Annotated in this window: 18 protein-coding genes and 8 tRNA genes; 19 read left to right on the forward strand and 7 right to left on the reverse strand. The window is 52.9% G+C overall.

Annotation, left to right across the window (positions count from 1 at the left end; all coding sequences use genetic code 11):
• Window positions 1–26: 26 nt before the first annotated feature.
• Complete coding sequence (gene mutS / locus K5621_RS06365) at window positions 27–2,585, reverse strand: DNA mismatch repair protein MutS (protein WP_425332469.1); 2,559 nt, start codon at window positions 2,583–2,585, stop codon at window positions 27–29.
• A gap of 316 nt (window positions 2,586–2,901) precedes the next feature.
• Here mutS and recA point away from each other — a divergent pair, with 316 nt between their 5' ends.
• From recA to K5621_RS06430, 13 genes are all read left to right on the forward strand, one after another.
• Window positions 2,902–3,966: a recombinase RecA gene (gene recA, locus K5621_RS06370; protein ID WP_025011663.1), complete on the forward strand. Its 1,065-nt coding sequence runs from the start codon at window positions 2,902–2,904 to the stop codon at window positions 3,964–3,966.
• Between the two features lie 11 nt (window positions 3,967–3,977).
• The gene (locus tag K5621_RS06375) at window positions 3,978–4,409 is read left to right on the forward strand and encodes a regulatory protein RecX (protein WP_342370150.1); all 432 of its coding nucleotides are present in this window, start codon (window positions 3,978–3,980) and stop codon (window positions 4,407–4,409) included.
• Between the two features lie 468 nt (window positions 4,410–4,877).
• Window positions 4,878–7,502 carry an alanine--tRNA ligase gene (alaS, locus tag K5621_RS06380; protein ID WP_221050731.1) on the forward strand — a complete coding sequence of 875 codons (2,625 nt, stop codon included), beginning with the start codon at window positions 4,878–4,880 and terminating at the stop codon, window positions 7,500–7,502.
• Between the two features lie 22 nt (window positions 7,503–7,524).
• Entirely contained in the window at window positions 7,525–8,763 is a 1,239-nt protein-coding gene (locus K5621_RS06385; RefSeq protein ID WP_221050732.1) for an aspartate kinase, read from the forward strand.
• Window positions 8,764–8,879: 116 nt separating this feature from the next.
• Window positions 8,880–9,077, forward strand: coding sequence for a carbon storage regulator CsrA (gene csrA / locus K5621_RS06390; protein WP_025011666.1), 198 nt, complete (start codon window positions 8,880–8,882; stop codon window positions 9,075–9,077).
• Between the two features lie 204 nt (window positions 9,078–9,281).
• A tRNA-Ser gene (locus tag K5621_RS06395) sits at window positions 9,282–9,373 on the forward strand.
• Window positions 9,374–9,391: 18 nt separating this feature from the next.
• Window positions 9,392–9,468: transfer RNA gene (locus K5621_RS06400), tRNA-Arg, on the forward strand.
• A gap of 31 nt (window positions 9,469–9,499) precedes the next feature.
• Window positions 9,500–9,576, forward strand: a tRNA-Arg gene (locus tag K5621_RS06405).
• Window positions 9,577–9,605: 29 nt separating this feature from the next.
• Window positions 9,606–9,682: transfer RNA gene (locus K5621_RS06410), tRNA-Arg, on the forward strand.
• Between the two features lie 42 nt (window positions 9,683–9,724).
• Window positions 9,725–9,801: transfer RNA gene (locus K5621_RS06415), tRNA-Arg, on the forward strand.
• Window positions 9,802–9,831: 30 nt separating this feature from the next.
• A tRNA-Arg gene (locus K5621_RS06420) sits at window positions 9,832–9,908 on the forward strand.
• Window positions 9,909–9,916: 8 nt separating this feature from the next.
• Window positions 9,917–10,008: transfer RNA gene (locus tag K5621_RS06425), tRNA-Ser, on the forward strand.
• 46 nt (window positions 10,009–10,054) lie between these two features.
• Window positions 10,055–10,131, forward strand: a tRNA-Arg gene (locus tag K5621_RS06430).
• A 384-nt stretch (window positions 10,132–10,515) separates the two neighbouring features.
• Here the strand turns inward: K5621_RS06430 and dgcS are convergent.
• A complete protein-coding gene (gene dgcS, locus K5621_RS06435; RefSeq protein WP_373289251.1) occupies window positions 10,516–11,403 on the reverse strand; it encodes a diguanylate cyclase DgcS in 888 nt (295 codons plus the stop codon).
• 190 nt (window positions 11,404–11,593) lie between these two features.
• Between dgcS and K5621_RS06440 the strand changes: the two genes are divergently transcribed.
• Both K5621_RS06440 and K5621_RS06445 read left to right on the forward strand, forming a co-directional pair.
• Window positions 11,594–13,540, forward strand: coding sequence for a monovalent cation:proton antiporter family protein (locus K5621_RS06440; protein WP_221050733.1), 1,947 nt, complete (start codon window positions 11,594–11,596; stop codon window positions 13,538–13,540).
• Between the two features lie 156 nt (window positions 13,541–13,696).
• Window positions 13,697–14,635 (forward strand): hypothetical protein, encoded by a 939-nt coding sequence (locus tag K5621_RS06445; RefSeq protein WP_221050734.1) that lies wholly within the window; start codon window positions 13,697–13,699, stop codon window positions 14,633–14,635.
• Window positions 14,636–14,642: 7 nt separating this feature from the next.
• Here the strand turns inward: K5621_RS06445 and K5621_RS06450 are convergent, their stop codons facing one another.
• The 4 genes from K5621_RS06450 to xseB form a co-directional block, all read right to left on the reverse strand.
• On the reverse strand, window positions 14,643–15,767 hold the full coding sequence (locus tag K5621_RS06450) for a patatin-like phospholipase family protein (RefSeq protein ID WP_221050735.1): 1,125 nt from the start codon (window positions 15,765–15,767) through the stop codon (window positions 14,643–14,645).
• Window positions 15,768–15,929: 162 nt separating this feature from the next.
• Window positions 15,930–17,795: a 1-deoxy-D-xylulose-5-phosphate synthase gene (gene dxs, locus K5621_RS06455; RefSeq protein WP_100141910.1), complete on the reverse strand. Its 1,866-nt coding sequence runs from the start codon at window positions 17,793–17,795 to the stop codon at window positions 15,930–15,932.
• A 21-nt stretch (window positions 17,796–17,816) separates the two neighbouring features.
• Complete coding sequence (gene ispA, locus K5621_RS06460; RefSeq protein WP_100141909.1) at window positions 17,817–18,698, reverse strand: (2E,6E)-farnesyl diphosphate synthase; 882 nt, start codon at window positions 18,696–18,698, stop codon at window positions 17,817–17,819.
• Window positions 18,699–18,938 (reverse strand): exodeoxyribonuclease VII small subunit, encoded by a 240-nt coding sequence (gene xseB, locus K5621_RS06465; RefSeq protein ID WP_025012016.1) that lies wholly within the window; start codon window positions 18,936–18,938, stop codon window positions 18,699–18,701.
• Between the two features lie 395 nt (window positions 18,939–19,333).
• Here xseB and pomA point away from each other — a divergent pair, with 395 nt between their 5' ends.
• The 3 genes from pomA (at window position 19,334) to thiI (ending at window position 22,655) form a co-directional block, all read left to right on the forward strand.
• Window positions 19,334–20,101 carry a flagellar motor protein PomA gene (pomA, locus tag K5621_RS06470; RefSeq protein ID WP_100141908.1) on the forward strand — a complete coding sequence of 256 codons (768 nt, stop codon included), beginning with the start codon at window positions 19,334–19,336 and terminating at the stop codon, window positions 20,099–20,101.
• 4 nt (window positions 20,102–20,105) lie between these two features.
• Window positions 20,106–21,044, forward strand: coding sequence for a flagellar motor protein MotB (locus tag K5621_RS06475; RefSeq protein ID WP_100141907.1), 939 nt, complete (start codon window positions 20,106–20,108; stop codon window positions 21,042–21,044).
• 156 nt (window positions 21,045–21,200) lie between these two features.
• The gene (gene thiI, locus K5621_RS06480) at window positions 21,201–22,655 is read left to right on the forward strand and encodes a tRNA uracil 4-sulfurtransferase ThiI (protein WP_100141906.1); all 1,455 of its coding nucleotides are present in this window, start codon (window positions 21,201–21,203) and stop codon (window positions 22,653–22,655) included.
• A 66-nt stretch (window positions 22,656–22,721) separates the two neighbouring features.
• Here the strand turns inward: thiI and K5621_RS06485 are convergent, their stop codons facing one another.
• Entirely contained in the window at window positions 22,722–23,000 is a 279-nt protein-coding gene (locus K5621_RS06485; protein WP_221050736.1) for a hypothetical protein, read from the reverse strand.
• Between the two features lie 184 nt (window positions 23,001–23,184).
• Here K5621_RS06485 and K5621_RS06490 point away from each other — a divergent pair, with 184 nt between their 5' ends.
• A complete protein-coding gene (locus tag K5621_RS06490; protein ID WP_100141904.1) occupies window positions 23,185–24,096 on the forward strand; it encodes a transcriptional regulator GcvA in 912 nt (303 codons plus the stop codon).
• The last annotated feature ends 32 nt before the right edge of the window (window positions 24,097–24,128 follow it).

The raw sequence follows: 24,128 nt of genomic DNA on the forward strand, positions 1-24,128 counted from the left end.
CCACAGCGATAGCCAGAGTAGCGGGCTTAGTTTGCCAACGCCTTGAGTTTATAGATTAAGTCCAGCGCCTCTCTTGGGCTGAGTTCATCCGGGTTCAGCCTGCCAAGCAGAAGTTCAAGCTCAGATGGCGGTGTTTCCAGTTGCAGTGTGGCCTGTGCCTGAACATGGGGCTCTTGACCGTGATCGCGACTTTCAAGTTGCTGCAGTTTCAATTTGGCGGCCTTGATCACCGAGGCTGGAACACCGGCCAGTGAAGCAACCTGCAAACCATAGCTCTTGCTGGCGGCTCCTTCCTGCACTGCGTGCATAAAGACTATGCTGTCGCCATGCTCCATGGCATCCAGATGCACATTGGCAACCTGGGGCATCAACTCTGCCAACTGAGTCAGCTCGAAGTAATGGGTGGCAAACAGTGTCATGGCGCCGAGTCGCTGGGCCAGATATTCTGCCGCTGACCAGGCCAGTGACAAGCCGTCATAGGTGGAGGTGCCGCGGCCAATCTCATCCATCAGCACCAGACTCTCTGCGGTCGCATTGTGGAGAATATTGGCCGTTTCTGTCATTTCCACCATAAAGGTGGAGCGGCCCGAGGCCAGATCGTCCGAGGCGCCGATACGGGTGAAGATCCTGTCAACGGGCCCCAGAATTGCCTTATCTGCCGGCACAAAGCTGCCGATATGCGCCATCAGGGTGATCAGCGCCACCTGACGCATGTAAGTGGACTTCCCCCCCATATTGGGGCCTGTGACCACCAACATTTTACGCTCAGGGCTAAGGGTTACCGGGTTGGCGATAAAGGGAGCCTGGCTGACCCGTTCAACCACGGGGTGACGCCCGGCTTCAATATGTATGCCCGGCTTATCGCTCAACTCCGGTTGGTGGTAGTTGAGGCTGTCGGCCCGCTCGGCAAAGTTGCTCAGTACATCCAACTCGGCCGCCGCCATGGCAAAGGCCTGCAACTCGCTGAGCTTGGGCAGCAGGAGATCGAACAGCTCGTCCCAAAGCTGCTTTTCCAGTGCCAGCGCCTTGCCCTGACTGGAGAGTACTTTCTCTTCATACTCTTTCAGTTCTGGGATGATATAGCGCTCGGTGTTTTTCAATGTCTGGCGTCTTTGATAGCTCAGGGGCACCAGCGCCGACTGGCCGCGGGAAACTTCGATATAGTAGCCGTGTACCCGGTTGAAACCGACTTTCAGGGTGGCTATTCCCGTTTGCTCTTTTTCCCTGACTTCCAACTGTTGCAGATAGTCACTGGCGCCTTCACTAAGGCGGCGCCATTCATCCAGTTCGGCATGATAACCATCGCGGATCACGCCGCCATCACGAATCAGTACCGGTGGGTTGTCGACAATGGCCCGCTCCAGCAGAGCGAGTTCTTCAGGGAATTCACTGAGCTGGTGTTTCAAACGGCCAAGCTCGGGGCTTTGGGTGTTTGCCAATAGTTGCTGCAGTTGCGGCAACAGCGCCAGCGCTTGTCGCAGACGGGCAAAGTCTCTCGGGCGGGCGCTTCTCAGAGCCAGGCGCGCCATGATCCGCTCCACATCACCGAGCGCCTTGAGGTCGTCATGCAACGGCTCGAACAGGCCGCTGGCAATCAACTCCGCCACCGCGGTTTGCCGCAGGCCTATCTGTTGATGATCTCTGAGTGGCTGATGGATCCAGCGCTGTAACATCCTGCTACCCATGGGGGTCGCGGTTGCATCCAGCACCGAAGCCAGAGTATTGTCCCGGCCACCGGCAAGATTCACCGTCAGTTCCAGATTCCGCCGGGTGGCGGCATCCAACACTATGCTGTCGCTCTGGTTAAAGCGGGTAATGGCATTGATATGGGGCAAGGCGGTGCGCTGGGTATCTTTGACATACTGCATCAGGCAGCCGGCGGCCTGCAGTGACAGCCTGGCGTCTGTTATGCCAAAACCACGCAAATCTTTGGTGCCAAACTGATCCAGCAACAATCGCATGCTGGTATCCAAGTCAAACTCCCACTCGGGACGACGGCGTTTGCCCTTGATGCCGGCAATCAGGCTTTGTTGGGAAAAGTCTTCGCTGTAGAGCAGTTCGGCCGGTTTGGTGCGTTGCAGCTCGGCCTCTAATGATTCAAGGGTGGTTAGCTCGGCAATCACAAAACGGCCGGAGGCCACATCCAAGGTGGCGTAGCCAAAACCGTTCTTGCCTTCGTAGACGGCGGCCAGCAAGTTATCCTGACGCTCTTGCAGCAGCGCTTCATCGGTGAGAGTTCCGGGAGTCACTATGCGCACCACTTTGCGCTCGACCGGCCCTTTGGACGTGGCCGGGTCACCAATCTGTTCACAGATGGCAACCGACTCACCGAGCTGCACCAGCTTGGCGAGATAACCTTCCACCGCATGATAGGGAATACCCGCCATAGGAATAGGATCGCCGCCACTCTTGCCCCTGGCAGTTAGTGAGATACCCAAGAGCTCGGAGGCTTTTTTGGCATCATCATAAAACAGCTCGTAAAAGTCCCCCATGCGATAAAACAGCAGCATTTCGGCATGCTGCGCCTTCATCGACAGATACTGGCGCATCATAGGGGTGTGTTTTTCCAAATCCGGGTTATCCATAGGCGTGATCACTGCATTCATGGGAGCTTTCAGATGTATCCTTGACTGTGTTTCCAAGAGCGGTTGCCCTTTTGACAATGGCGCCAATAGTATCAGTTATTCATCACTGAACCAGTCGTGGGCGGGGAAATTTTATGCTTTCGGTCACAAGTGATTGATCCGCAAGCGGCCTTTAAATAAATTATCACCAGCACTTGATACTGTATGATTGTACAGTATACTAGGTGGCAGATTGGTTTTGACGCCAAAGCTCTTAAAAGGAGCGGCAACATAGATTTCAGGCGACGCATTGCGCCGCAATCAAGAGGGAACAGGAATGAAAATAGATCCAAACAAAGAGAAGGCGCTTAACGCAGTTCTGGGACAGATAGAGAAGCAGTTCGGTAAAGGTTCTATCATGAAGCTGGGTGAAGACAGAACCATGGATGTCGAAACCATCTCTACCGGTTCACTTTCTCTGGACGTGGCCCTGGGGGCCGGCGGTCTGCCAATGGGCCGTATTGTTGAGATCTATGGTCCTGAATCTTCTGGTAAAACAACCCTGACACTGGAAGTGATTGCCGCGGCGCAGCGTGAAGGCAAAGTGTGTGCCTTTATCGATGCCGAACACGCACTGGATCCTATCTACGCCAAGAAGCTGGGCGTGGATATCGATAACCTCCTGTGTTCTCAACCTGATACTGGTGAACAGGCGCTGGAGATCTGTGATGCGCTGACTCGCAGTGGCGCCGTTGATGTCATCATTGTTGACTCAGTGGCGGCTCTGACTCCCAAGGCTGAAATCGAAGGTGAAATCGGTGATTCTCACATGGGTCTGGCGGCCCGAATGATGAGTCAGGCAATGCGTAAGCTGGCCGGTAACCTCAAGCAGTCCAATACTCTGCTTATCTTCATCAACCAGATCCGGATGAAGATAGGGGTCATGTTTGGTAACCCTGAAACCACCACAGGTGGTAACGCCCTTAAGTTCTACGCCTCCGTTCGTCTCGATATCCGCCGTACTGGCGCTATCAAAGAGGGCGACGAGGTTGTTGGTAACGAAACTCGGGTTAAAGTGGTTAAGAACAAGATTGCCGCCCCCTTCAAACAAGCCGACTTCCAAATTCTCTATGGTCAGGGGATCAACCGTACTGGTGAGTTGGTTGACCTGGGTGTAGCCCACAAGCTGGTGGAAAAATCCGGCGCCTGGTATAGCTACAAAGGTGACAAGATAGGTCAAGGCCGCGCCAATGCCGGTAAGTTCCTTAAGGAAAATCCTGAAGTGGCAGCCGAAATCGAAGCGGCACTGCGCGCCAAACTGCTTAGCAAAGCAGAAGCAGCCCCTGCCAGCGCCGAGACAGGTGAAGGCAATGTCGATCTGGAAACCGGAGAAGTCTTCTGAGCCAGTCGGTAATGGATGTTGCGGTCGCGCTATTGGCGCGCCGCGACTATGGCCGCGAGCAACTCAAGAGCCGCTTGCTGGACAAGGGCTTTGAGTCGCCGGAGGTGGAACAGACTTTGGATGGTCTGGAAGCCAAAGGTTTTATCGATGATCAGCGTTTCGCTGCAGCCTTGTTGCGCAGCCATATTGCCAAGGCCCATGGCCCGGGGAAAGTGCGTCAGGCACTGATGCAAAAGGGCTTGAATAAGCAATGTATCGAACAGGTCTTGGATGCCTGTGATTGTGACTGGTTTGCCTTGGCGCGCAGCCGCGCGCTGAAGAAATTCGGCGATAGTCCCGCTGATGATATGAAAGAAAAGGCTCGTCGAATTCGTCACTTGATGGGGCAGGGCTTTAGTTATGATCAAGTGGCATACGCCCTTGAATATGACCCTTACGACTGACTTAGCCCCTCCTGCAACAGTCTCTTCCACAACTATATGTCTGTAAATAAAATATCCGAATTGACGGCGTTTTAAAGACTATCTTCACTCCTCTTATGTTTAAAGCCGGTGTTTACACTCGATAGTGGCGCACAACTCAAATACTTGTTGTAGTGTTTGTCACAGATATTGACAGGTTCTGTTAACCCGCTTCATATCCTCCTTGTTACTTTACATTTTTGTTCTCGCAGCGCTATCCAATGCCTATGGAAAACGTATTTGTAGGCTCCGGCAATCTAGTTTCTGTTAATGTCGAGAATACTCTCTGTATCCCGGCTGTATCAGGCGTCATACCCTGCGCAATCTAATTGGTATTCTGGCGCTGCATGCTTATAATGCTTGGCAAAAGAACGCTTGAGTGGCCGGGCGATTTACGCCTTTAGACCACTTTTTCTACATTATTCAGGCTTAAGCAACTCAGGACGATATATGTATCAAACCACAGCAGCACTCAGAAGTGCTTTCCTGGAGTTTTTCCGCAAGAATGGCCATCAGGTAGTCGACAGTAGTTCACTGGTGCCAGGCAATGACCCCACTCTGCTATTTACCAACGCCGGGATGAACCAGTTTAAAGATGTGTTCCTCGGAATGGATAAGCGCAGTTACAGCCGCGCCACTACCTCGCAGCGTTGTGTTCGCGCCGGTGGTAAACATAACGACCTGGATAACGTGGGTTATACGGCCCGTCATCACACCTTCTTTGAGATGCTGGGTAACTTTAGCTTCGGTGATTACTTCAAAGAAGATGCCATTCGCTTCGCCTGGACCTTCTTGACTGAAGAGCTCAAGCTGCCCAAGGAACGTCTGTGCGTTACCGTTTATCAATCTGACGATGAAGCCTTTGACATCTGGAACAAGCAGATAGGGGTTCCTGCCGAGGACATTATCCGTATCGGCGACAACAAGGGCGCACCTTATGCTTCAGACAACTTCTGGCAGATGGGTGATACAGGCCCTTGTGGTCCTTGTACTGAAATTTTCTATGATCACGGTGACCATATCCCTGGCGGCCGCCCAGGTACACCGGAAGAGGATGGTGACAGATTTATTGAGATCTGGAACATAGTCTTCATGCAGTACAACCGTCAGGCCGATGGTGTAATGGAGCCTCTGCCCAAGCCATCAGTCGATACGGGGATGGGTATCGAACGTATTGCCGCCATTTTGCAAGGTGTGCATTCCAACTATGAAATTGACGTATTCCGCACTCTGATTGCCAAGACGGCCGAGATCATCGGCGTGACTGATTTGGAAAATAAATCCCTGCGGGTTATTGCCGACCACATACGTTCTTGTGCCTTTTTGGTTGCCGATGGTGTGATGCCATCTAATGAAGGCCGGGGTTATGTGCTACGGCGTATCATTCGCCGCGCCGTGCGACATGGTAACAAGTTGGGCGCTACCGACACCTTCTTCTATAAGTTGGTGCCTGCCTTAATTGATGTGATGGGTGATGCTGCCAAAGGCCTGAAGGCGACCCAAAACATAGTAGAAAAGGCGCTGAAAGCCGAAGAAGAACAGTTTGCCCGTACACTTGAGCGTGGTCTGGGTATTTTGGATGCGGCTCTGTCTGAGCTCAAGGGCGACACCCTGGATGGTGAAACCGTATTCAAGCTCTACGACACCTATGGTTTCCCTATGGATCTGACCGCCGATGTTTGTCGCGAGCGTAATATCAAGGTCGATGAAGATGGTTTTGATGCGGCGATGGCCGAGCAGCGTAGTCGGGCTCAGGCCGCCGGTCAATTTGGTGCCGATTACAACGCCGGGCTGAAGATTGATGCCGACAGTGAGTTCTGCGGTTACAGTGAACTCAGCGGCAACGGCAAGGTTATCGGCATCTATGTCGATGGTCAGGCGGTCGACACTCTGCAAGTCGGTCAGCAAGCGGTTATCGTCCTGGACAAAACCCCATTCTATGGCGAATCGGGTGGTCAGGTTGGTGATAAGGGCCAATTGACAGCCGAAGGTCTGTTGTTTGAGGTGAGTGACACCCAAAAGTATGCTCAGGCCACAGGTCATATCGGCCAACTGAGCCAAGGCAAACTGACGCTGGGTCAGGAGTTACTTGCGCAAGTCGATAAGAAACTACGCCATCGCACCCAGCTGAACCATTCTGTGACTCATCTGCTGCACGCCGCACTGCGTCAAGTATTGGGTGAGCATGTAACCCAGAAAGGTTCTTTGGTGGAGCCTGATCGTTTGCGTTTCGACTTTTCTCACTTTGAAGCGGTTAAGCCTGAAGAGCTCAAGGCGGTTGAGGAGATGGTCAATACCCAGATCCGTCGTAACCACGAACTGAAAACGGCTGAGATGGACATAGAGCAGGCCAAAGCCAAGGGCGCCATGGCCCTGTTTGGTGAGAAATACGATGCTCAGGTTCGGGTTGTGACCATGGGTGACTTCTCGATTGAGCTTTGTGGTGGTACCCATGTGGGGCGCACCGGTGACATAGGTCTGTTCAAGATCACATCAGAAGGCGGTATTGCCGCCGGTATTCGCCGTATTGAAGCGGTAACCGGTGCTGCCGCCATGGCCTTCGTGGCCGAGCAACAGCAAGAGTTGAGTGATGCCGCTAACTTATTGAAGGCTGACAGTCACTCAGTGGTCGCCAAGCTCAAGGCGCAGTTGGAGCGTAGTCGTCAACTGGAAAAAGAGGTTGCTCAGCTTAAAGATAAACTGGCTGCCGCTGCCAGCGCCGATATGGTTGCCGATGCGCAAGAGATTGCCGGAGTTAAGGTTTTGGTGAAACAGGTCGAAGGCATTGACCCAGGCTCTCTACGTGGTCTGCAAGATGAGCTCAAGCAGAAGCTGCAGTCTGGTGTAGTGGTGCTGGGGCTGGCCCATGGCGACAAAGTAAACCTTATCGCCGGGGTGACTAAAGACCTGACCGCTAAGGTGAAGGCCGGTGAATTGGTGGCCATGGTGGCTGCGCAGGTTGGTGGCAAGGGCGGTGGCCGTCCCGATATGGCCCAAGCCGGTGGTAGTGAAGTTGCCAACTTGCCTCAGGCATTGGCATCGGTAACGCCCTGGCTGACTGAACGTCTGGCATAATTTCGCCACCAACGAGGTCTATGTGACACAAGAAGTACGTTCAGGCAGTAACGAGCGACTGTATGTCAAGAAGTTCGGCGGCACCTCGGTAGGCTCCATTGAGCGCATCGAGGTGATTGCCGAGCAGGTTGCCAAGGCGCAACTGAGCGGCGAGCATCAGGTGTTGGTGCTCTCCGCCATGGCCGGTGAAACCAACCGCCTGTTCGCGCTGGCGGGGCAGATTGACCCTGAAGCCTCGGCGCGGGAAATGGATATGCTGGTCTCCACTGGCGAACAGGTGAGTATTGCGCTGATGGCGATGGCCTTGACAAAACGTGGTGTCAAGGCCAAGTCGCTCAATGCAGCTCAGGTGCAAATCCATACCAATAGTCAGTTTGGCCGTGCCAGTATCGAACGAGTGGATGTTCAGTACCTGCAGGAGTTGCTGGCGCAGGGAATTATCCCGATAGTGGCCGGCTTCCAGGGGCGGGATCAATTCGGGGAAGTGACCACTCTTGGTCGTGGTGGCTCGGATACCACGGCGGTGGCTTTGGCTGCGGCGCTTAAGGCGCAGGAATGTCAAATTTTTACCGATGTGGCCGGTGTCTATACCACAGATCCCAATATCGAGCCGAGCGCCCAGAAGCTCGATGCCATCAGCTTCGAAGAGATGCTGGAGATGGCTCGGTTGGGCGCCAAGGTGTTACATCCGGATTCCGTGTCTTATGCCGAGCGCTTTCGGGTTCCATTACGGGTACTTTCCAGCTTTGAGCCCGGTAGTGGCACACTGATCCGTTTCGATGCCTGTGAAGACAAGCGTAATCAAGTAGCGGGTATTGCTTGCAGTAAAGGGCAGGCGATGCTGAGTTTGAGCCGCACCGATGACTCATCTGATCCCTTTGCGGCAGTATTTTCACTGTTGGCCGAAAACGGCATTGAAGTGGATCTGGTAACCAAAGCCGGTACCGAAAATAGTGTCAGCTTTACTTTGGATTCCAGTAGGCTCCCGTGGGCGTTAAAGGCGCTCGATGCACCTGAACTTGGAACATTGCTCGGGCCATTGGTGTTTGAAAAAGCCCTGGCAAAGGTCTCTGTGATAGGTGCAGGCGTGCATCGAAGAGCAGAGGCAACCGCCAAGGTGTTTGATATCTTGGGGAATGAAGGAATTCATGTTAAGTTGATGGCAACATCAGAGATAAAGCTGTCTTTGGTAATAGATGAATCGGATTTACACAGGGCAGTTCGGGTTCTACATCACGCTTTTGAACTAAATAAGGTGTAATTAAACAACGGATTTAGTATTGAATACTATTAATTTGTACTAAGCTCACCTTATAATAATGGTTACGACGGATGAGCGCCGTGTGTAGAAGATATGGAAACTAGAGGAGCAATCGAATGCTGATTTTGACTCGTCGTGTTGGCGAAACACTGATGATTGGTGACGAGGTCACAGTGACAGTGCTGGGTGTGAAGGGGAATCAGGTACGTATAGGTGTGAATGCACCCAAAGAAGTTTCTGTGCACCGTGAAGAGATTTATCAGCGTATTCAGTCTGAGAAAACCGGAACCCCTTCTGAAGGTGGTAACTTCTGAGGCGACACAAAGTGAACCTCCGTCAGGAATAGAAGAGTCAGTTTTTAAACTGGCTTTTTTATTTTCTGGCGCCTGAAAACCCTTGATAGCACAGGATTTGCGCGTTATTTAGGTGATGTGATTAAAAACAGGACAAACGGAAAAGGTTTCGGAAAAAGGGTTTGACTTATTTTCTTCAAACAGTAATATGTGCGCCAAGAAAACGGAGAGGTGGCCGAGTGGCCGAAGGCGCTCCCCTGCTAAGGGAGTATGGGCTTTATCTCCCATCGAGGGTTCGAATCCCTCCTTCTCCGCCATTTCTTAACGTAAAATATGCGCATGTAGCTCAGCTGGATAGAGTACCTGGCTACGAACCAGGCGGTCGGAGGTTCGACTCCTTCCATGCGCACCATTTTCCGTTTTAGCAGTAAAGAATGTCATTTGCGCATGTAGCTCAGCTGGATAGAGTACCTGGCTACGAACCAGGCGGTCGGAGGTTCGACTCCTTCCATGCGCACCATTCCTGCTTTAGTTTTTCAAGATGATCAAGCGCATGTAGCTCAGCTGGATAGAGTACCTGGCTACGAACCAGGCGGTCGGAGGTTCGACTCCTTCCATGCGCACCATCTGAAACCCTAGAGTCTGCTAAGAAAATTGATTATCTGAAAGCGCATGTAGCTCAGCTGGATAGAGTACCTGGCTACGAACCAGGCGGTCGGAGGTTCGACTCCTTCCATGCGCACCAGATATCAATTAAAATACGCAATGAATTTAAGCGCATGTAGCTCAGCTGGATAGAGTACCTGGCTACGAACCAGGCGGTCGGAGGTTCGACTCCTTCCATGCGCACCAATTTACGCGGAGAGGTGGCCGAGTGGCCGAAGGCGCTCCCCTGCTAAGGGAGTATGGGCTTTATCTCCCATCGAGGGTTCGAATCCCTCCTTCTCCGCCATTCTTTACTATACTTTGAAAGCCAAGCTTTCTGAGTTCCGGATTAAGCGCATGTAGCTCAGCTGGATAGAGTACCTGGCTACGAACCAGGCGGTCGGAGGTTCGACTCCTTCCATGCGCACCAAATAGCAAAGAAGTAAGACGCCCTGCAATCGCAGGTCGTTTTGCTATCTGTCTTTTCCCTCTGTTGAACCTAGCGTCAGGCGAACATCTTTGTCTATACATAATCATAGGTAAGAGTCTCTAGAGTGCTTGGAAGAGTAGACAGGCCTTATCGGGAATTGTTGGTTGCTATTTTATGGCTGGGTCATGTCGAGCTGCCGCTATCACAAGAGTCGCTTTGATGGTCGGAATACTGGAAGTGGACTCGCGTTTTAACTTGGAACTGCCCGTTAGGGGCGGTCGCCATTGCCAGAGAACCAATAGCTCTCTGGAGTTCTGTGTCGTAGTTTATTGCCGCGATCTCACTGACTCAGTGAGAGCCCCGGACTTTTGATTATTGATGTTCTCAGTCGCGTGTGGCGATACAATATCTGTTACGACCGGCGGCTTTGGCGCGATATAGAGCACGGTCTGCCTGTTCGAACAGTTGATCCTGATTCATGCCGGCACTCCAGACGGCTATGCCTATGCTGCAAGCGACACTGTGACGGATAAACAAAGACTCTTTGGCGAGCATCTCGAGTAAGCGTTCGCTCATACGTACTGCCGACTCAAGATTACCTTCCACTAAAACTACAAACTCGTCGCCACCGATGCGAAAGGCCTGATCGGCATTACGTATGCCACTCTTAAGTAGTTTGCCAAATTTGCTGAGTACTCTGTCACCGAATTTATGGCCAAGGGTGTCGTTGAGCTGCTTGAAATTATCCAGATCAAGCACTACCAAAGATATTGGGCTGTGAGCTCGTCCTGCTCTGGCGAGCGAAGTGCGGATACACTGACCAAAATAGTGGCGGTTGCCAAGCTCTGTCAGGGAATCATACATCGCCTGTTCCGACATCTCTGAATAAGCGATGGCGTTAAGCAGAGGTTGCGACAAGAGAGCCTCAATTTGTGCAAGCTCAGTCTGCTCGAATGGCGTTAGAGGCCTTTGCAGACGATAACATAACTTGGCTGTTCCCAACTTACTGGAGAACTCTCGGCTGATCATGCTTTGAGAGGTACGTCCCCAATAAAACAGATGCCCTTTCAGGCGCAACTGCACTCCCAACACCGGCAAATATTGTTGCAGCAGTTTGCCATAGCAGGCAAACACTGTCCGTGGGTTGAGACTGGCATGTAATCGTTGGATCGCCTGCAGTAGATCCGTTTTTGGGCGGATAGTCCGAGGTTGATCAGACAGATACCGATAGTCTTCAGGGTAAAACTCTGTTGCCAGACCGAAGTCCATCATAAATACTCCAATAAGGTAAAACCTTTTACGAGCGTTACAATGCAAAATGCGTGCCTGATAGGCTTTTGTCTGATTTGTATATAGATCTCATTGAGTTAAGCTTGCTGATGTCAACTTGCATATTGGGGTGACAAGTATTTGACGCCGACAAAATTATCAATTGAACCATTTGCCAACGGGGAGAGTGCGCATGGAACATGGATTCTTTATCCAGATCCTTTTGATGCTGGTTATTGCCATAGTAGCGATAGCCTTGCTCAGGCGTATAGGCTTACCCGCTATTCTGGCCTACCTGCTGACGGGGGTTATCAGCGGTCCTTCCGGATTCAATTGGTTTTCTCAGCACCAGATGCAGTCGGTGGCCGAACTTGGGGTGGTGCTACTCATGTTTACCCTGGGACTGGAGTTTTCTGTACCCAGGCTCTGGGCCATGCGCCGCACTGTATTTGGCCTCGGCAGTGCTCAGGTGGTATTGACCACCTTGCTGGCCATGGGGGGCGGATTACTCTTTATCAGCGACGTGACTCAGGCGCTGGTGATAGGTTCAGTGACGGCTTTATCTTCCACCGCCATAGTGCTGAAACTGCTCAACGACAAGGGCTGGCTCAAGCGCCGCCATGGCGAACTGTCGGTCAGTGTGTTGCTGTTTCAGGACCTGGCGGTGGTGCCCTTGCTTATTCTGCTGCCTTTACTTGCCGATGGCAGCGAGCCTTTGACTGTCCTGCAGCTTGGGACCGCTCTGGGAAAGGGGATCCTGGCCTTTATTGTGCTGATGGCTTTTGGTAAGTGGGCTCTGCCCAAACTGTTTGATGAAGTCGCCCGCTCCCGCTCCAACGAGCTGTTTGTGTTGTCGACTCTAGTGGTAGCGCTCTTGACCGGCGCCTTTACTCAGTGGCTGGGATTGTCCATGGCATTGGGGGCCTTTATGGCAGGGATGCTTCTGGGGGAGAGCCAGTACCGGCGCCAGTTGGAGGCGGATATTCGCCCGTTTCGGGATCTCTTGATGGGACTGTTTTTTATCTCCATAGGTATGTTGCTCGACTTCAGTCTGGTGCTGGCCTATTGGTGGCAAATTTTGCTGTTGCTGCTGGCGGTGATAGTCGGTAAGACGGCTATTGTCTTTGCTTTGCTGAGGCTGGTTAAAGAGCCGTTTCGGGTGGCCATGTCCACCGGCCTCAGTTTGGCACAGGTGGGGGAGTTTTCATTTGTGGTGCTGGCCCTGGCGGTGAGTTATCAATTGTTGGCCCCCAGTGTCAGTAACACTTTGGTGATGGTTGCCGTACTGTCCATGGCACTGGCGCCGGCATTGGTGCGTCATAGCATAGACATAGCCAGGCTGCTGCAGGGCCTTAAACCCAGGCCGGAACCGGCGGAAAACCTGCCGCCTTTGGATCCCCAGCAAGATCTGGTTCTGCTGCTGGGTTATGGCCGGGTTGGGCAGACCATAGGGCGGTTTCTCAAGGCCGAAGCTATTCCTTTTATTGCCCTCGATCGGGATCCCTCCCGGGTTGCCGAGGCGCGCCGGGCCGGAGAGCCTGTGTATTTCGGCGATGCTTGTAAACGCAGTTTGCTCAAACAAGCCAATGTGCGCCACGCCAAGAGTATAGTGCTGACCTTTTGCGAGCAGCCGCAGTTGGAAGAGGCCTTGGTGCTGTGTAGGCAACTGGCACCCGAGGCGCGGATCATGGTGCGCACCCGGGATGACAGCGAGCTTGAACAATTGGAGCAGGCCGGTGCCAGTCAGGTCATTCCGGAAACTCTGGAAGGCAGCTTGATGCTGGTATCTCAGGTGTTGTATCAGTCAGGGGTCCCTTTGTCGCGGATCCTCAAACGGCTGGAGTCGGAGCGGCGCAATCATTATCAGTATCTGCACGGTTTCTTTTCCGGTGAGGAAGCCGACTTCTCTCTCGAATTACTGCATGCGGTGGCTTTGCCAAGAGGCGCCAGTGCCGTGGGAAAATTCAGTGCCGAGATCCCCTGGCAACAGCTCAGGGTGGAACTGAGAGCAGTGCGCCGCGGCGGCAGGGAGTACGAGCCGCCGGATGAAGATTGGCAGTTCCGCGCCGGTGATACCTTGCTTATTCGCGGCAAGCCCAGAAGGGTGGAGAAAGCCGAAGTTATTTTGCTTCAAGGCTGATTGCCCGGCCGCTGGCGTTGGTTTTATTTGCACGTTAAATGGGGTACTCTGCGACCTTTGTGGAGTTGAATGCCGGGAAGGACTGCTTGGCTGCATGTTGCAGCGACTTTTCCTGAATAAGCGCAAACCCGAGTGACCTACAAGGAGTTGGCAACCGTGACCCATGACAGTAATGATGGCCTCGATATCTCGTTCGAGGAACTGTTTGAGATTTTGACTTCTACCCAGCAGCTGCTGTTTTGCCGTGATGGCGATGTGCCGCTGATCCTGCCGGTGAATATCGATGGCAATGAACAGGCCAGTCATTGTTATGCCTACCTTCCCATGATGGATGAGCCGGAGGCGAGCCGGGTGCTTGCAGAGAATCTTAAACAACCGGCGGATTACTATTTCAAACCCATGCATTGGCAACGGCTTATTCTGACCGCTCATGTCAATGAGGTGCTGTTGCTGGAGCTGGCGGGCAAACTCGTGCTGCCGGTGGAAGATCAGCAAGCCTACCTGAGCTATATGGCGGCGCGCTTCAATGGTGAAGACTGCGTGCTGCGGGTCAACAATGTGGAGATCAGTCCTTGGCTCACCGGAGAGGCCGATGCCTGGGAGCTGGTGGAAGCACTGTTTGCCCGTTACGCCTCACTCAAGGGGATCTGGCTGGCCGACTGTCTGTGGCAACAGCCCGATGGCAAACCCGGTAAGCTGGTAGTTCTCGACGCCGAGCTGGCCAGCTACGAGATGTCGGCCGCCTTGCAGGAACAAGCCAAGGCGCTGGGCTACACGCTTGTCCAACTGAAAGATTTGACCCTGGATTATCAGTTGGATGCGCTGACCATACTGCCGCCGCTGGTGAGCCGAAGTGAAACGGGGGAAGTGCGTCTTTATGTCGGTGACCCAAACCAGCCCTTTATTCCGTTTCAGCGCCACCACATAGTGCAAACCACAGTCGACAGCTCTGAGAGCGATTCCTATGGTTTACAGCAGGGGGCTGAGAACATAGCCGTTACCGCCAATGAGCGGGAGCAAGGCTCCACACCAACCTTTGCCGTGACTCTGGTCTCAGTGTTGCTGGTGCTGGCCCTACTTATCTTTTTCGCCTGACTCATGCTCAACTGATATCGAAAAAGTCTTTCAATTCATCAATCTGGCACATGGCGTCCTGATAACCCAAATCTATCAGGGCGCCTGTGTAGGCGTTCTCAAACAGCAGATAGGACACAATACTGGTGTCCGACTGGCTGTCTATACCGATCAAGGCCAGCAGCCGGCGAATGGCGAAGGGCATCTCCTGATAGTAACGCTTGGCCAGCTCGCTGAGATCTTCACTGGGTTTAATCACCAAGGTATCAATCGGCCGTAGATCCAACTGTTGGCGGCTCGGTTCCGGCACCAGCGCCAGAGTGCTATTGATGCGTCTGAGTCGTTCCAGATCTGAGTTCAGGGTATCGGAAAAGATGGTATCCAGCAGATGACCGGCAATGGTGGCCGTCTTGGGATGATAATCCAACTCAACGGGGGTGTTCTTATGCGGGCTGTCTAAGTTGATCACCATGATCCGCTTGGCGCCCAGATGTATCGGGCTGGACAGCGGCGCCAGTTGATGCACTGAACCATCGCCATAGTAGGACTGAGATAGCTTAATTGATGGGAACACCAAAGGAATGGCGGAGCTGGCCATCAGGTGCTCTGTGTGTAGCCGGGTGCGCTCGCCACTGCGTCTGGCTCTTTGCCAGTTCTCAAGTTCCTTATTCGCCTGGAAGAAGGTCACGGAGCGGGAGCTGTTGTAGCAGGAGGTGTCAATGCTCAGTGCCATCAGGGAGCCACCGCGGATGTTGCGATCGATTCGCTCGAAGTTAATCAGCTCATTGAGCAGTTGCCGCAAGGGTTCATTATCCAGCAAACTGCCGGCGTCGGTATTGACCAGATCTCCCTGCATGCCACGAAGGGCCATCTTGGCCAGGTGTGCCAGCACGCCGGTATTGGAGGCGCGGTAGACTCGCTCTGTGTGGATATTACGCCAGATCCATTCCAGTTTTCTTAGTCCCAGGTGAAAGCAGGAGGCGTGGGTAGCGATGGCGGTGCCATTGATGGCTCCGGCCGAAGTGCCGCAAACAATCTTGAATGGAATGGCGTGATTGCGGGGATAAAACTGCACCAATGCCTTGAGCACTCCCACCTGATAGGCCGCCCTGGCACCACCGCCCCCCAACACCAAAGCCCTACTTTCCGGCACGGCGCCTCCTTTGCTAAAGTCCAGAATCATAAGAGAATGCCAAGGTATCATTTTGCAGACACAGCTCGGCTACTTCAGTTTAACTCTAGCTGGCTTTCCTGTGGTCGGAGAAGCAAAAAAACCGCCCTGAGGCGGTTTTTTTAATGATAGCGGATGCTTACCCTATGCGAGACGGTTTTGGATCTGCTCGAGAATACCACTGGCATCCAGCTTGAGCTCAGTCAGTATCTCTTCCGGTGAGCCGTGTTTGATAAATTCATCCGGAAGACCAATTTGCAGCACAGGCTTGCAGATCCCCTGGCTGGCCAGATACTCGAGCACGCCACTGCCCGCCCCGCCCATGATGGCGTTTTCTTCCACTGTTACCAGCAAGTCATGATTGGCGGCCAGTTCCTTGATCAAATCTTCATCCAAGGGTTTAACAAAGCGCATATCGGCAACTGTGGCATCCAGGCTTTCGGCGGCTTCCAGGCTGGCAGCCAGGGTAGTACCGAAGTTGAGAATGGCTATCTGTTTGCCTTGACGTCTGACAAGGCCTTTACCTATCGCCATCGCCGTCATCTCTTCAACCTGCTCGGCGCCGGTCGCACTGCCGCGAGGGTAGCGCACTGCGCTTGGGCCCTTATCGTAGCAGTAGCCGGTGTAAAGCATCTGCCGACACTCGTTTTCATCGGATGGCGCCATTATCACCATGTTGGGTACGCAGCGCAGGTAGCTGAGATCGAAGGCGCCCTGATGGGTAGGGCCATCGGCGCCCACAATGCCGCCGCGGTCAATGGCAAACAGCACCGGCAGGCGCTGCAATGCCACATCGTGGATCAACTGATCATAGCCGCGCTGCAGGAAGGTGGAGTAAATGGCCACGACCGGCTTATAGCCTTCACAGGCAAAGCCAGCGCCTAAGGTGACTGCATGTTGCTCGGCAATGGCGGCATCGAAGTATTGTTCGGGGAATCTTTGGGAGAACTCCACCATGCCAGAGCCTTCGCGCATGGCCGGGGTGATCCCCAGTACCTTGTCATCCTTGGCGGCGATGTCGCACAGCCATTTGCCAAACACTTGGGAAAAACTGGGTTTCCCCGGCTTGGTGGCCGGTTTGCAAAACTGCGAAGGGTCAAACTTGGGCACCGCATGCCAGCCGATGGGATCTTTCTCCGCTGGCTCATAACCTTTGCCTTTCTTGGTCATGATATGCAGCACTTGTGGCCCCTTAAGGCTGCGCATGTTACGCAGGGTTTCCACCAGAGCATCCACATCATGGCCATCGATAGGGCCTATGTAGTTGAATCCCAGCTCTTCAAACAGGGTTCCCGGCACCACCATGCCTTTAAGGTGTTCCTCGGTGCGGCGCGCCATCTCTTTGATGACGGGCATGCCCTTGAGTACCTTCTTGCCGCCTTCACGTATCGTGGTGTAGAAGCGGCCGGACATCAGTTGTGCCAGGTGGTTGTTGAGGGCGCCGACGTTTTCCGAGATGGACATCTCGTTGTCGTTGAGCACCATCAGCATGTCTTTGTGCAGATCGCCGGCGTGGTTCATGGCTTCAAACACCATGCCGCCCGTCATGGCGCCATCGCCTATCACGGCCACCACTTTACGGCCGGCTTGTTCTTTATCGGCGGCGACCGCCATAGCCAGTGCGGCGGAAATCGAGGTGCCGGAGTGGCCGACACTGAAGGTGTCGTATTCACTCTCTTCCCGCCAGGGAAAGGGATGCAGGCCGCCTTTTTGGCGGATGGAAGGCATGCGTTCGCGACGACCGGTTAGGATCTTATGCGGGTAGGCTTGATGACCCACATCCCAGACCAGGCGGTCAAACGGGGTGTTATAGACATAATGTAGCGCCACGGTCAGTTCGACCGTGCCTAAGCCGGATGCAAAGTGACCGCTAGACATGCCCACAGATTTTAATAAAAACGCCCTGAGTTCGTCGGCCAACTGAGGAAGCAGACTCTGTGGAAGTTGACGCAACTCTTCCGGGGTATTGGCCTGTGCCAGCACAGGAAATTGAGTGATATCCAGACTCATAACGAGATACTTTGTCTCTTTTTATACTCTTCGCTCAACGATATAGCGGGCGAATTCGGCAATTAACTGGCTATTGTATGGCAATTTGGCCAGCGCTGATAGTGCATCTTCCAGCAGTTTTTGGGCTGTGGCCTTAGCGCCATCGAGCCCTAATAATCGTGGGTAAGTACTCTTATTGGCATCGAGATCCGACCCCTGGGGCTTACCCAGCTCTTCCGTGCTGCCTATGATATCGAGAATGTCATCCTGTACTTGGAATGCCAGACCTATGGCATCGGCATATTCCAGCAGTGCCAACCTTTCATTATCATCGATATCGGCGGCAATGACCGCAAACTCGACGGCGCAGCGGATCAGGGCTCCCGTCTTTAATCTGTGCAGGGCGGTGAGCTGCTCAAGCGAGATCTCTTTGTCTGTGGCATTGAGATCTTGCGCCTGACCACCGCACATTCCTTGGTAGCCGGAGGCCTTGGCCAGCGCTTGTACCAAGCGCAAGTGTTGGCGGTCACTGAGACCTTCAATGTCGTTGCTGATAAGCTCAAAGGCCAAGGTTTGCAAGGCATCACCGGCCAAAATGGCGGTGGCCTCGTCAAAGGCGATATGTACAGTCGGTTGACCACGGCGCAGGGCATCGTCATCCATGGCTGGCAGATCGTCATGGATCAGCGAGTAAGCATGGATACACTCAATTGCCGCGGCGCAGTTGTCGAGACGTTTCAGCGGAACACCGAGCATTTCACCTACGGAGTAGACCAAAAACGGTCGAATACGTTTACCGCCCAGCAGGGCTCCATGACGCATAGCTGCCTTGAGCCTGGTGTCTGTATCATCCAAGGCATCCAAAACGGCATTGATATGTTGGTTGACTCTTTGTTGGTAGTGAGAGATAGCTTGGGTTAACACTTACTCACCCTCAACATCAAATGGACTTAATGGCGCCTGCGGATCTTGGGCCAATAGAATGGCAACTTTTTGTTGCGCTTGTTCGAGTTTAGCCTGGCTGCTGCGCACCAGGCCTATACCGCGTTCGAACTGTTTGAGTGCATCGTCCAGCGACACTTCACCGCGTTCCAGCTCGGCAACTATGCGTTCCAGCTCGTTGAGTGATTCTTCAAAACTCAGATTTTCGGGTTTTTTAGCCACATTGGTTTCCTTGGTGCACCTTGATTGCCGGTCCTTTCCTGCGACCTGATTTTCATGGTGCGGGAGTTCAAAAAAGAGGCGCTTGGCAGCAGGTGTCTTGGCATTGTACTCAGCGTGACACAAGGTATATCAGGGCGCGATGAGGGTCAAATTGAAGCGCCCGTTATTTGCTCAATAGCACGCTTTGTTGCTGCTTTTTTTGGGGAAAAATTAAAATCTTCCTAAACTTGCCTAAGCCCTGTCCGATAACTCAAAATAGAAACTGTTGAAAATAATCATATTCATCTCCTGCGAATAGCCAAGATCCTATATCACCCTTTGGGACGGATCGGCTTGTATGGAGTAGAGATCCCGGCCACACTGTGTCGGGTCTGCTTGAGAGGTGAGGAGCCACTGTGGATTTAGCAACCCTTATAGGACTGATAGGAGCGTTTGCTTTTATTATCATGGCAATGGTCAGTAGTGGCGGCATTGCTATTTTTATTGACGTGCCATCAGTACTTATTGTGTTCGTGGGCTCATTGTTTGTGGTGATGATGAAGTTCAACCTCAAACAGTTTTTGGGTGCGGTTAAGATTGCTGTCAAGGCGTTCATGTTCAAATTGGACAAGCCCGAAGAGTTGATTGAGCAGTCGGTCACCATGGCTGATGCCGCCCGGAAGGGGGGCTTTCTGGCGCTTGAAGAGGCGCAAATTTCCAATAGTTTTATGCAAAAAGCGGTCGACATGCTGGTGGACGGTCACGATGGCGATGTGGTGCGTGAGGCGCTGGAGAAAGATATTCAACTGACCGAAGAGCGCCATAAGGCGGGGATCAGTATTTTCCGGGCTTTTGGTGATGTGGCGCCGGCCATGGGGATGATAGGTACCCTGATAGGTTTGGTGGCCATGCTGTCCAACATGGATGACCCCAAGTCTATCGGTCCGGCGATGGCGGTGGCCTTGTTGACCACCTTGTATGGGGCGATACTCGCTAACATGGTGGCGATCCCTATTGCTGATAAGTTGGCGCTGCGGATGAATGAAGAGATGCTCAACCGCAACCTGATAATGGACGCGGTACTGGCGATTCAGGATGGTCAGAATCCTAGAGTGATTGAGGGCTTCCTCAAGAATTACCTGTCTGAGAAGCAGCGTAAGATAGATACAACGGACGGGGAGTAGCACTATGGCCAAAAAGCCAAAGTGTGATTGTCCGCCACCCGGCGCACCACTGTGGTTGGCGACTTTTGCCGATCTGATGTCATTGTTGATGTGTTTCTTCGTGTTGCTGCTGGCTTTTTCTGAAATGGACGTAATGAAGTTCAAACAGATAGCCGGCTCGATGAAATACGCCTTCGGGGTGCAGAACAAGGTCGAAGTGAAAGATATTCCCAAAGGTACCTCTGTGATTGCACTGGAGTTTCGTCCCGGACGCCCGGACCCCACTCCGATTGAGATCATCAACCAGCAAACCAATGAGATGACCCAGCAGATCCTTGAGTATCAGGAAGGGGATGACGATAGCGCCGGCGGCGTGCAGCAGCAAAGGGGCGAACAACGGGGCGGCGAGGCTTCAGCTACGGCGCAGGAGCAGGCCGAGGATCAGAAGACCCAGGCGCAGCAAGCGGCTCAGGAGCAGATTAACGAGCAGGTCAAGAAGATGGCCGAGGCGCTCAATAAAGAGATAGTGGACGGCGCTATTGAAATCGAGTCTCTGGGACAGCAGATTATCATCCGTATTCGGGAGAAGGGCGCCTTTGCCTCAGGTTCGGGTTTCCTGCAGCCCAGATTCAAACCGGTAGTGCAGGCGGTGGGCGAGCTACTCAAGGATGTGCCCGGGATCATTACAGTCTCCGGTCATACCGATGATATGACGATAAGTAATGAGCTTTACAGCTCCAATTGGGACCTGTCCAGCCAGCGAGCGGTGGCCGTGGCGCATGAATTGATTAAAGTGCCCGGTTTCGATGCCAGCAGAATGAAAGTGGTAGGCATGGCCTCGACTGAGCCTCTGGTGCCCAATAATTCGCCTGAGAATCGCGCCCGTAACCGCAGGGTGGAGATCGCTATCGAGCAGGGCAAGCCCAAAGAGTCTGACGAGATTGAAGTCGATCCCAATCTTTAATGACTTTGGTATAGAAAAAGCAGCCTGAAAACGGCTGCTTTTTTTATGCTTCTGTAAGCTGGACTCGGCTTTGGAGTGGCAAATCTCTGTGCCAGTTAGCGGGTCTTTGTTATAATCCCACGATTGCTGTTTGAAATTTTTTTCCTCGGGATCCCCATGAAGTTTATCGTAAAGCTGTATCCAGAAATCATGATGAAGAGCAAACCGGTAAGAATGCGTTTTACCAAGATGCTCGAGTCCAATATCCGCAATGTGCTCAAGAAAGTGGATGAAGACGCTGCCGTTACCCGCCAGTGGGATCGGATTATGGTGCAGGTTCCCAAAGACAAACCCCATCTAAAACAAGTTTTTGCCGAACGTTTGGCCTGTATTCCCGGAATATCCACCATCAGTCAGGTCAATGAATACAGTTTTGAAACCGTTGATGATATCTACCAACAGGCACTCAAGGTGTATGCCGATGAACTGGCGGGTAAGACCTTCTGTGTCCGCGCCAAGCGCAGTGGCAAGCACGACTTCAGTTCGCAGGATGTTGAGCGTTACGTAGGTGGTGGCCTTAACCAGTTTACCGAAGCGGCCGGTGTGCGCCTCAAAAACCCGGATATGACTATTCATTTGGAGATCAACAACGATAAGCTCTACCTGGTAGAGAGAAAGATCCCTGGCCTTGGTGGGTTCCCGATTGCCACTCAGGAAGATGTGCTGTCCCTGATCTCCGGCGGTTTTGACTCCGGGGTGTCCAGTTTCCAATTTATCAAGAAGGGTTCCCGTACCCACTACTGCTTCTTCAACCTGGGCGGTGCACAGCACGAAATCGGGGTTAAGCAGGTGGCACACCATTTGTGGAAGACCTATGGCGAGTCGCATAAAGTTAAGTTTGTGACCGTTCCTTTTGAGCCCGTAGTGGCCGAAATTCTCGAGCGCATAGACAACGGCTTGATGGGTGTCATACTCAAGCGGATGATGATGCGCGCCGCCGCCAGAGTGGCAGAGCGTATGGGAATTCAGGCGCTGGTCACAGGCGAGAGCTTGGGGCAAGTATCCAGCCAAACCCTGACCAACCTCAATGTGATTGACCGTTGTGTCGATACCCTGATCCTCAGACCTTTGATCACCATGGACAAGCAGGACATCATCAACGAGAGCCGCAAGATAGGTACAGAAGACTTTGCCAAGTCCATGCCTGAATACTGCGGTGTGATTTCACAAAAACCCACAGTCAAGGCAGTGTTGTCCAAGGTTGAAGCCGAGGAAACCAAGTTTTCCGAAGATCTGCTGGACAGGATTATTGCCGATGCCGTGGTTATGGATATTCGGGAGATAGCAACCGACATGGATACTAAAGTAACGGAAACCGAAACCGTCGCCAGTGTCGGCCAAGGCGAAGTGGTGCTGGATATCAGGGCGCCGGAAGAGGAAGAGAGCAAGCCGCTGCAACTTGAGGGCGCCGAGATAGTTCATATCCCGTTCTTCAAGCTGGCCAGCGCCTTTGCAGAGCTTGATAGCAGTAAGACCTATCTGCTCTACTGTGAACGGGGCGTCATGAGTAAACTACAGGCACTCTACCTTCAGGAGCAAGGGCACGGTAACGTCAAGGTTTATCGCCCCTGATAAACAAAAAGCCGCATCTTTCGATGCGGCTTTTTGCTGCTGACGTTCAGCGAAATCCTTTGGGGCTCAGTTAAGCTGAGCCTCTAACTTGCTGGCAGCAGCATCTTCTGCCAACAGCAGTGTCGGCTCGTCCAACGCCTGGGTTCTGAGCTCTTCGCCGCTGGCGGCAATGTTACGGCTCAGCTCTTGCTCAAGCAGTTTGAAGTCTATCTGCACAGCTGGTGCTTCGACAGCAACTCTTGGTAGAGGGCGAGCTTGCGTTGGCGCAGAAAGGCTCTCCGCGGCTACTGCGCTGCTGCTCATGCCGAGTAGCAGGAGCACAAAAGCGGATTTAAAGTTCAACATGGGATGCCTCCGGGTGAGAACGGGCACTGAGTGCCAGTGTCAGACCTTCCCTTCGACTGCTCAGAGATTGTCTGAATATTCAACTTTCGGCGTGAAATTTAATCAAAATCGCTGGCTTTAACAAACGATAAAATGTAACAATCTGGATTAGAAAAACTAATTAAAAAATGAGAAGTGGATCACTATGTCAAAACGACTTCCTCCGCTGAATGCGGTTAAGGCGTTCGAGGCAGCAGCAAGGCATTTGAGCTTTACCCGCGCCGCCGAAGAACTGTTCGTTACCCAGGCTGCAGTGAGTCATCAGATCAAGGCGCTGGAAGACTTTCTGGGATTAAAATTATTTCGCCGAAAGAACCGCTCGCTGCTGCTGACCGAAGAGGGGCAAAGCTACTTCCTCGATATCAAGGATATTTTTACTCAACTGTCGGATGCCACCGACAGGCTGTTGGCCCGTAGCGCCGTGGGTTCCTTGACTGTCAGCATGTCGCCCAGCTTTGCCATTCAGTGGCTGGTGCCGCGTCTGGCGAAATTCAGCGAGAAGAATCCCGATATCGATGTGCGGATCAAGGCAGTGGATGCAGATTTCAGTTCCCTGTCAGACGATGTGGATGTGGCGATTTACTATGGTCAGGGCAACTGGCCCGGGCTTAGGGCCGACAAACTACGCAACGAAGTGTTGATCCCCGTCTGCTCGCCAATGCTGCTCAACGGCCCCAAGCCATTGGAAAAGCCCGCCGATCTTAAATATCATACCCTGCTGCACGATATGAGCCGTCATGACTGGCAGGCCTGGTTCCGCCAATGCGGCGTAACGGATGTCAATGTGAACCAGGGGCCGATATTCAGCCACTCATCTCTGGTACTGCAGGCGGCGGCCCATGGCCAGGGGGTAGCTCTGGGCTACAGCGTGCTCGCCCGCCCCGACATCAAGGCCGGGCGTTTGGTCTGTCCGTTCCAGGAGGTTCTGGTCAGCAAAGATGCCTATTATCTGGTGTGCCAGCAAAAGCATGCCGAGTTAGGTAAAATTGTCGCGTTCCGCGAATGGATGCTGGATATGTTTGCTGAGGAGTCACGTAGTGAATTGTTGCCGGGATAAGTCGGTAACACGTTTCTCTGCATATACAGGAA

It is taken from the genome of Shewanella carassii, from assembly GCF_019670705.1.
Classification (GTDB): Bacteria; Pseudomonadota; Gammaproteobacteria; order Enterobacterales; family Shewanellaceae; genus Shewanella; species Shewanella carassii.

Coding starts and splice junctions, on each gene's coding strand:
- mutS (WP_425332469.1), bottom strand. CDS start 2,585: ATGGATAACCCGGATTTGGAAAAACACACCCCTATGATGCGCCAGTAT.
- recA (WP_025011663.1), top strand. CDS start 2,902: ATGAAAATAGATCCAAACAAAGAGAAGGCGCTTAACGCAGTTCTGGGA.
- K5621_RS06375 (WP_342370150.1), top strand. CDS start 3,978: ATGGATGTTGCGGTCGCGCTATTGGCGCGCCGCGACTATGGCCGCGAG.
- alaS (WP_221050731.1), top strand. CDS start 4,878: ATGTATCAAACCACAGCAGCACTCAGAAGTGCTTTCCTGGAGTTTTTC.
- csrA (WP_025011666.1), top strand. CDS start 8,880: ATGCTGATTTTGACTCGTCGTGTTGGCGAAACACTGATGATTGGTGAC.
- dgcS (WP_373289251.1), bottom strand. CDS start 11,403: ATGATGGACTTCGGTCTGGCAACAGAGTTTTACCCTGAAGACTATCGG.
- K5621_RS06440 (WP_221050733.1), top strand. CDS start 11,594: ATGGAACATGGATTCTTTATCCAGATCCTTTTGATGCTGGTTATTGCC.
- dxs (WP_100141910.1), bottom strand. CDS start 17,795: ATGAGTCTGGATATCACTCAATTTCCTGTGCTGGCACAGGCCAATACC.
- K5621_RS06475 (WP_100141907.1), top strand. CDS start 20,106: ATGGCCAAAAAGCCAAAGTGTGATTGTCCGCCACCCGGCGCACCACTG.
- thiI (WP_100141906.1), top strand. CDS start 21,201: ATGAAGTTTATCGTAAAGCTGTATCCAGAAATCATGATGAAGAGCAAA.
- K5621_RS06485 (WP_221050736.1), bottom strand. CDS start 23,000: ATGTTGAACTTTAAATCCGCTTTTGTGCTCCTGCTACTCGGCATGAGC.
- K5621_RS06490 (WP_100141904.1), top strand. CDS start 23,185: ATGTCAAAACGACTTCCTCCGCTGAATGCGGTTAAGGCGTTCGAGGCA.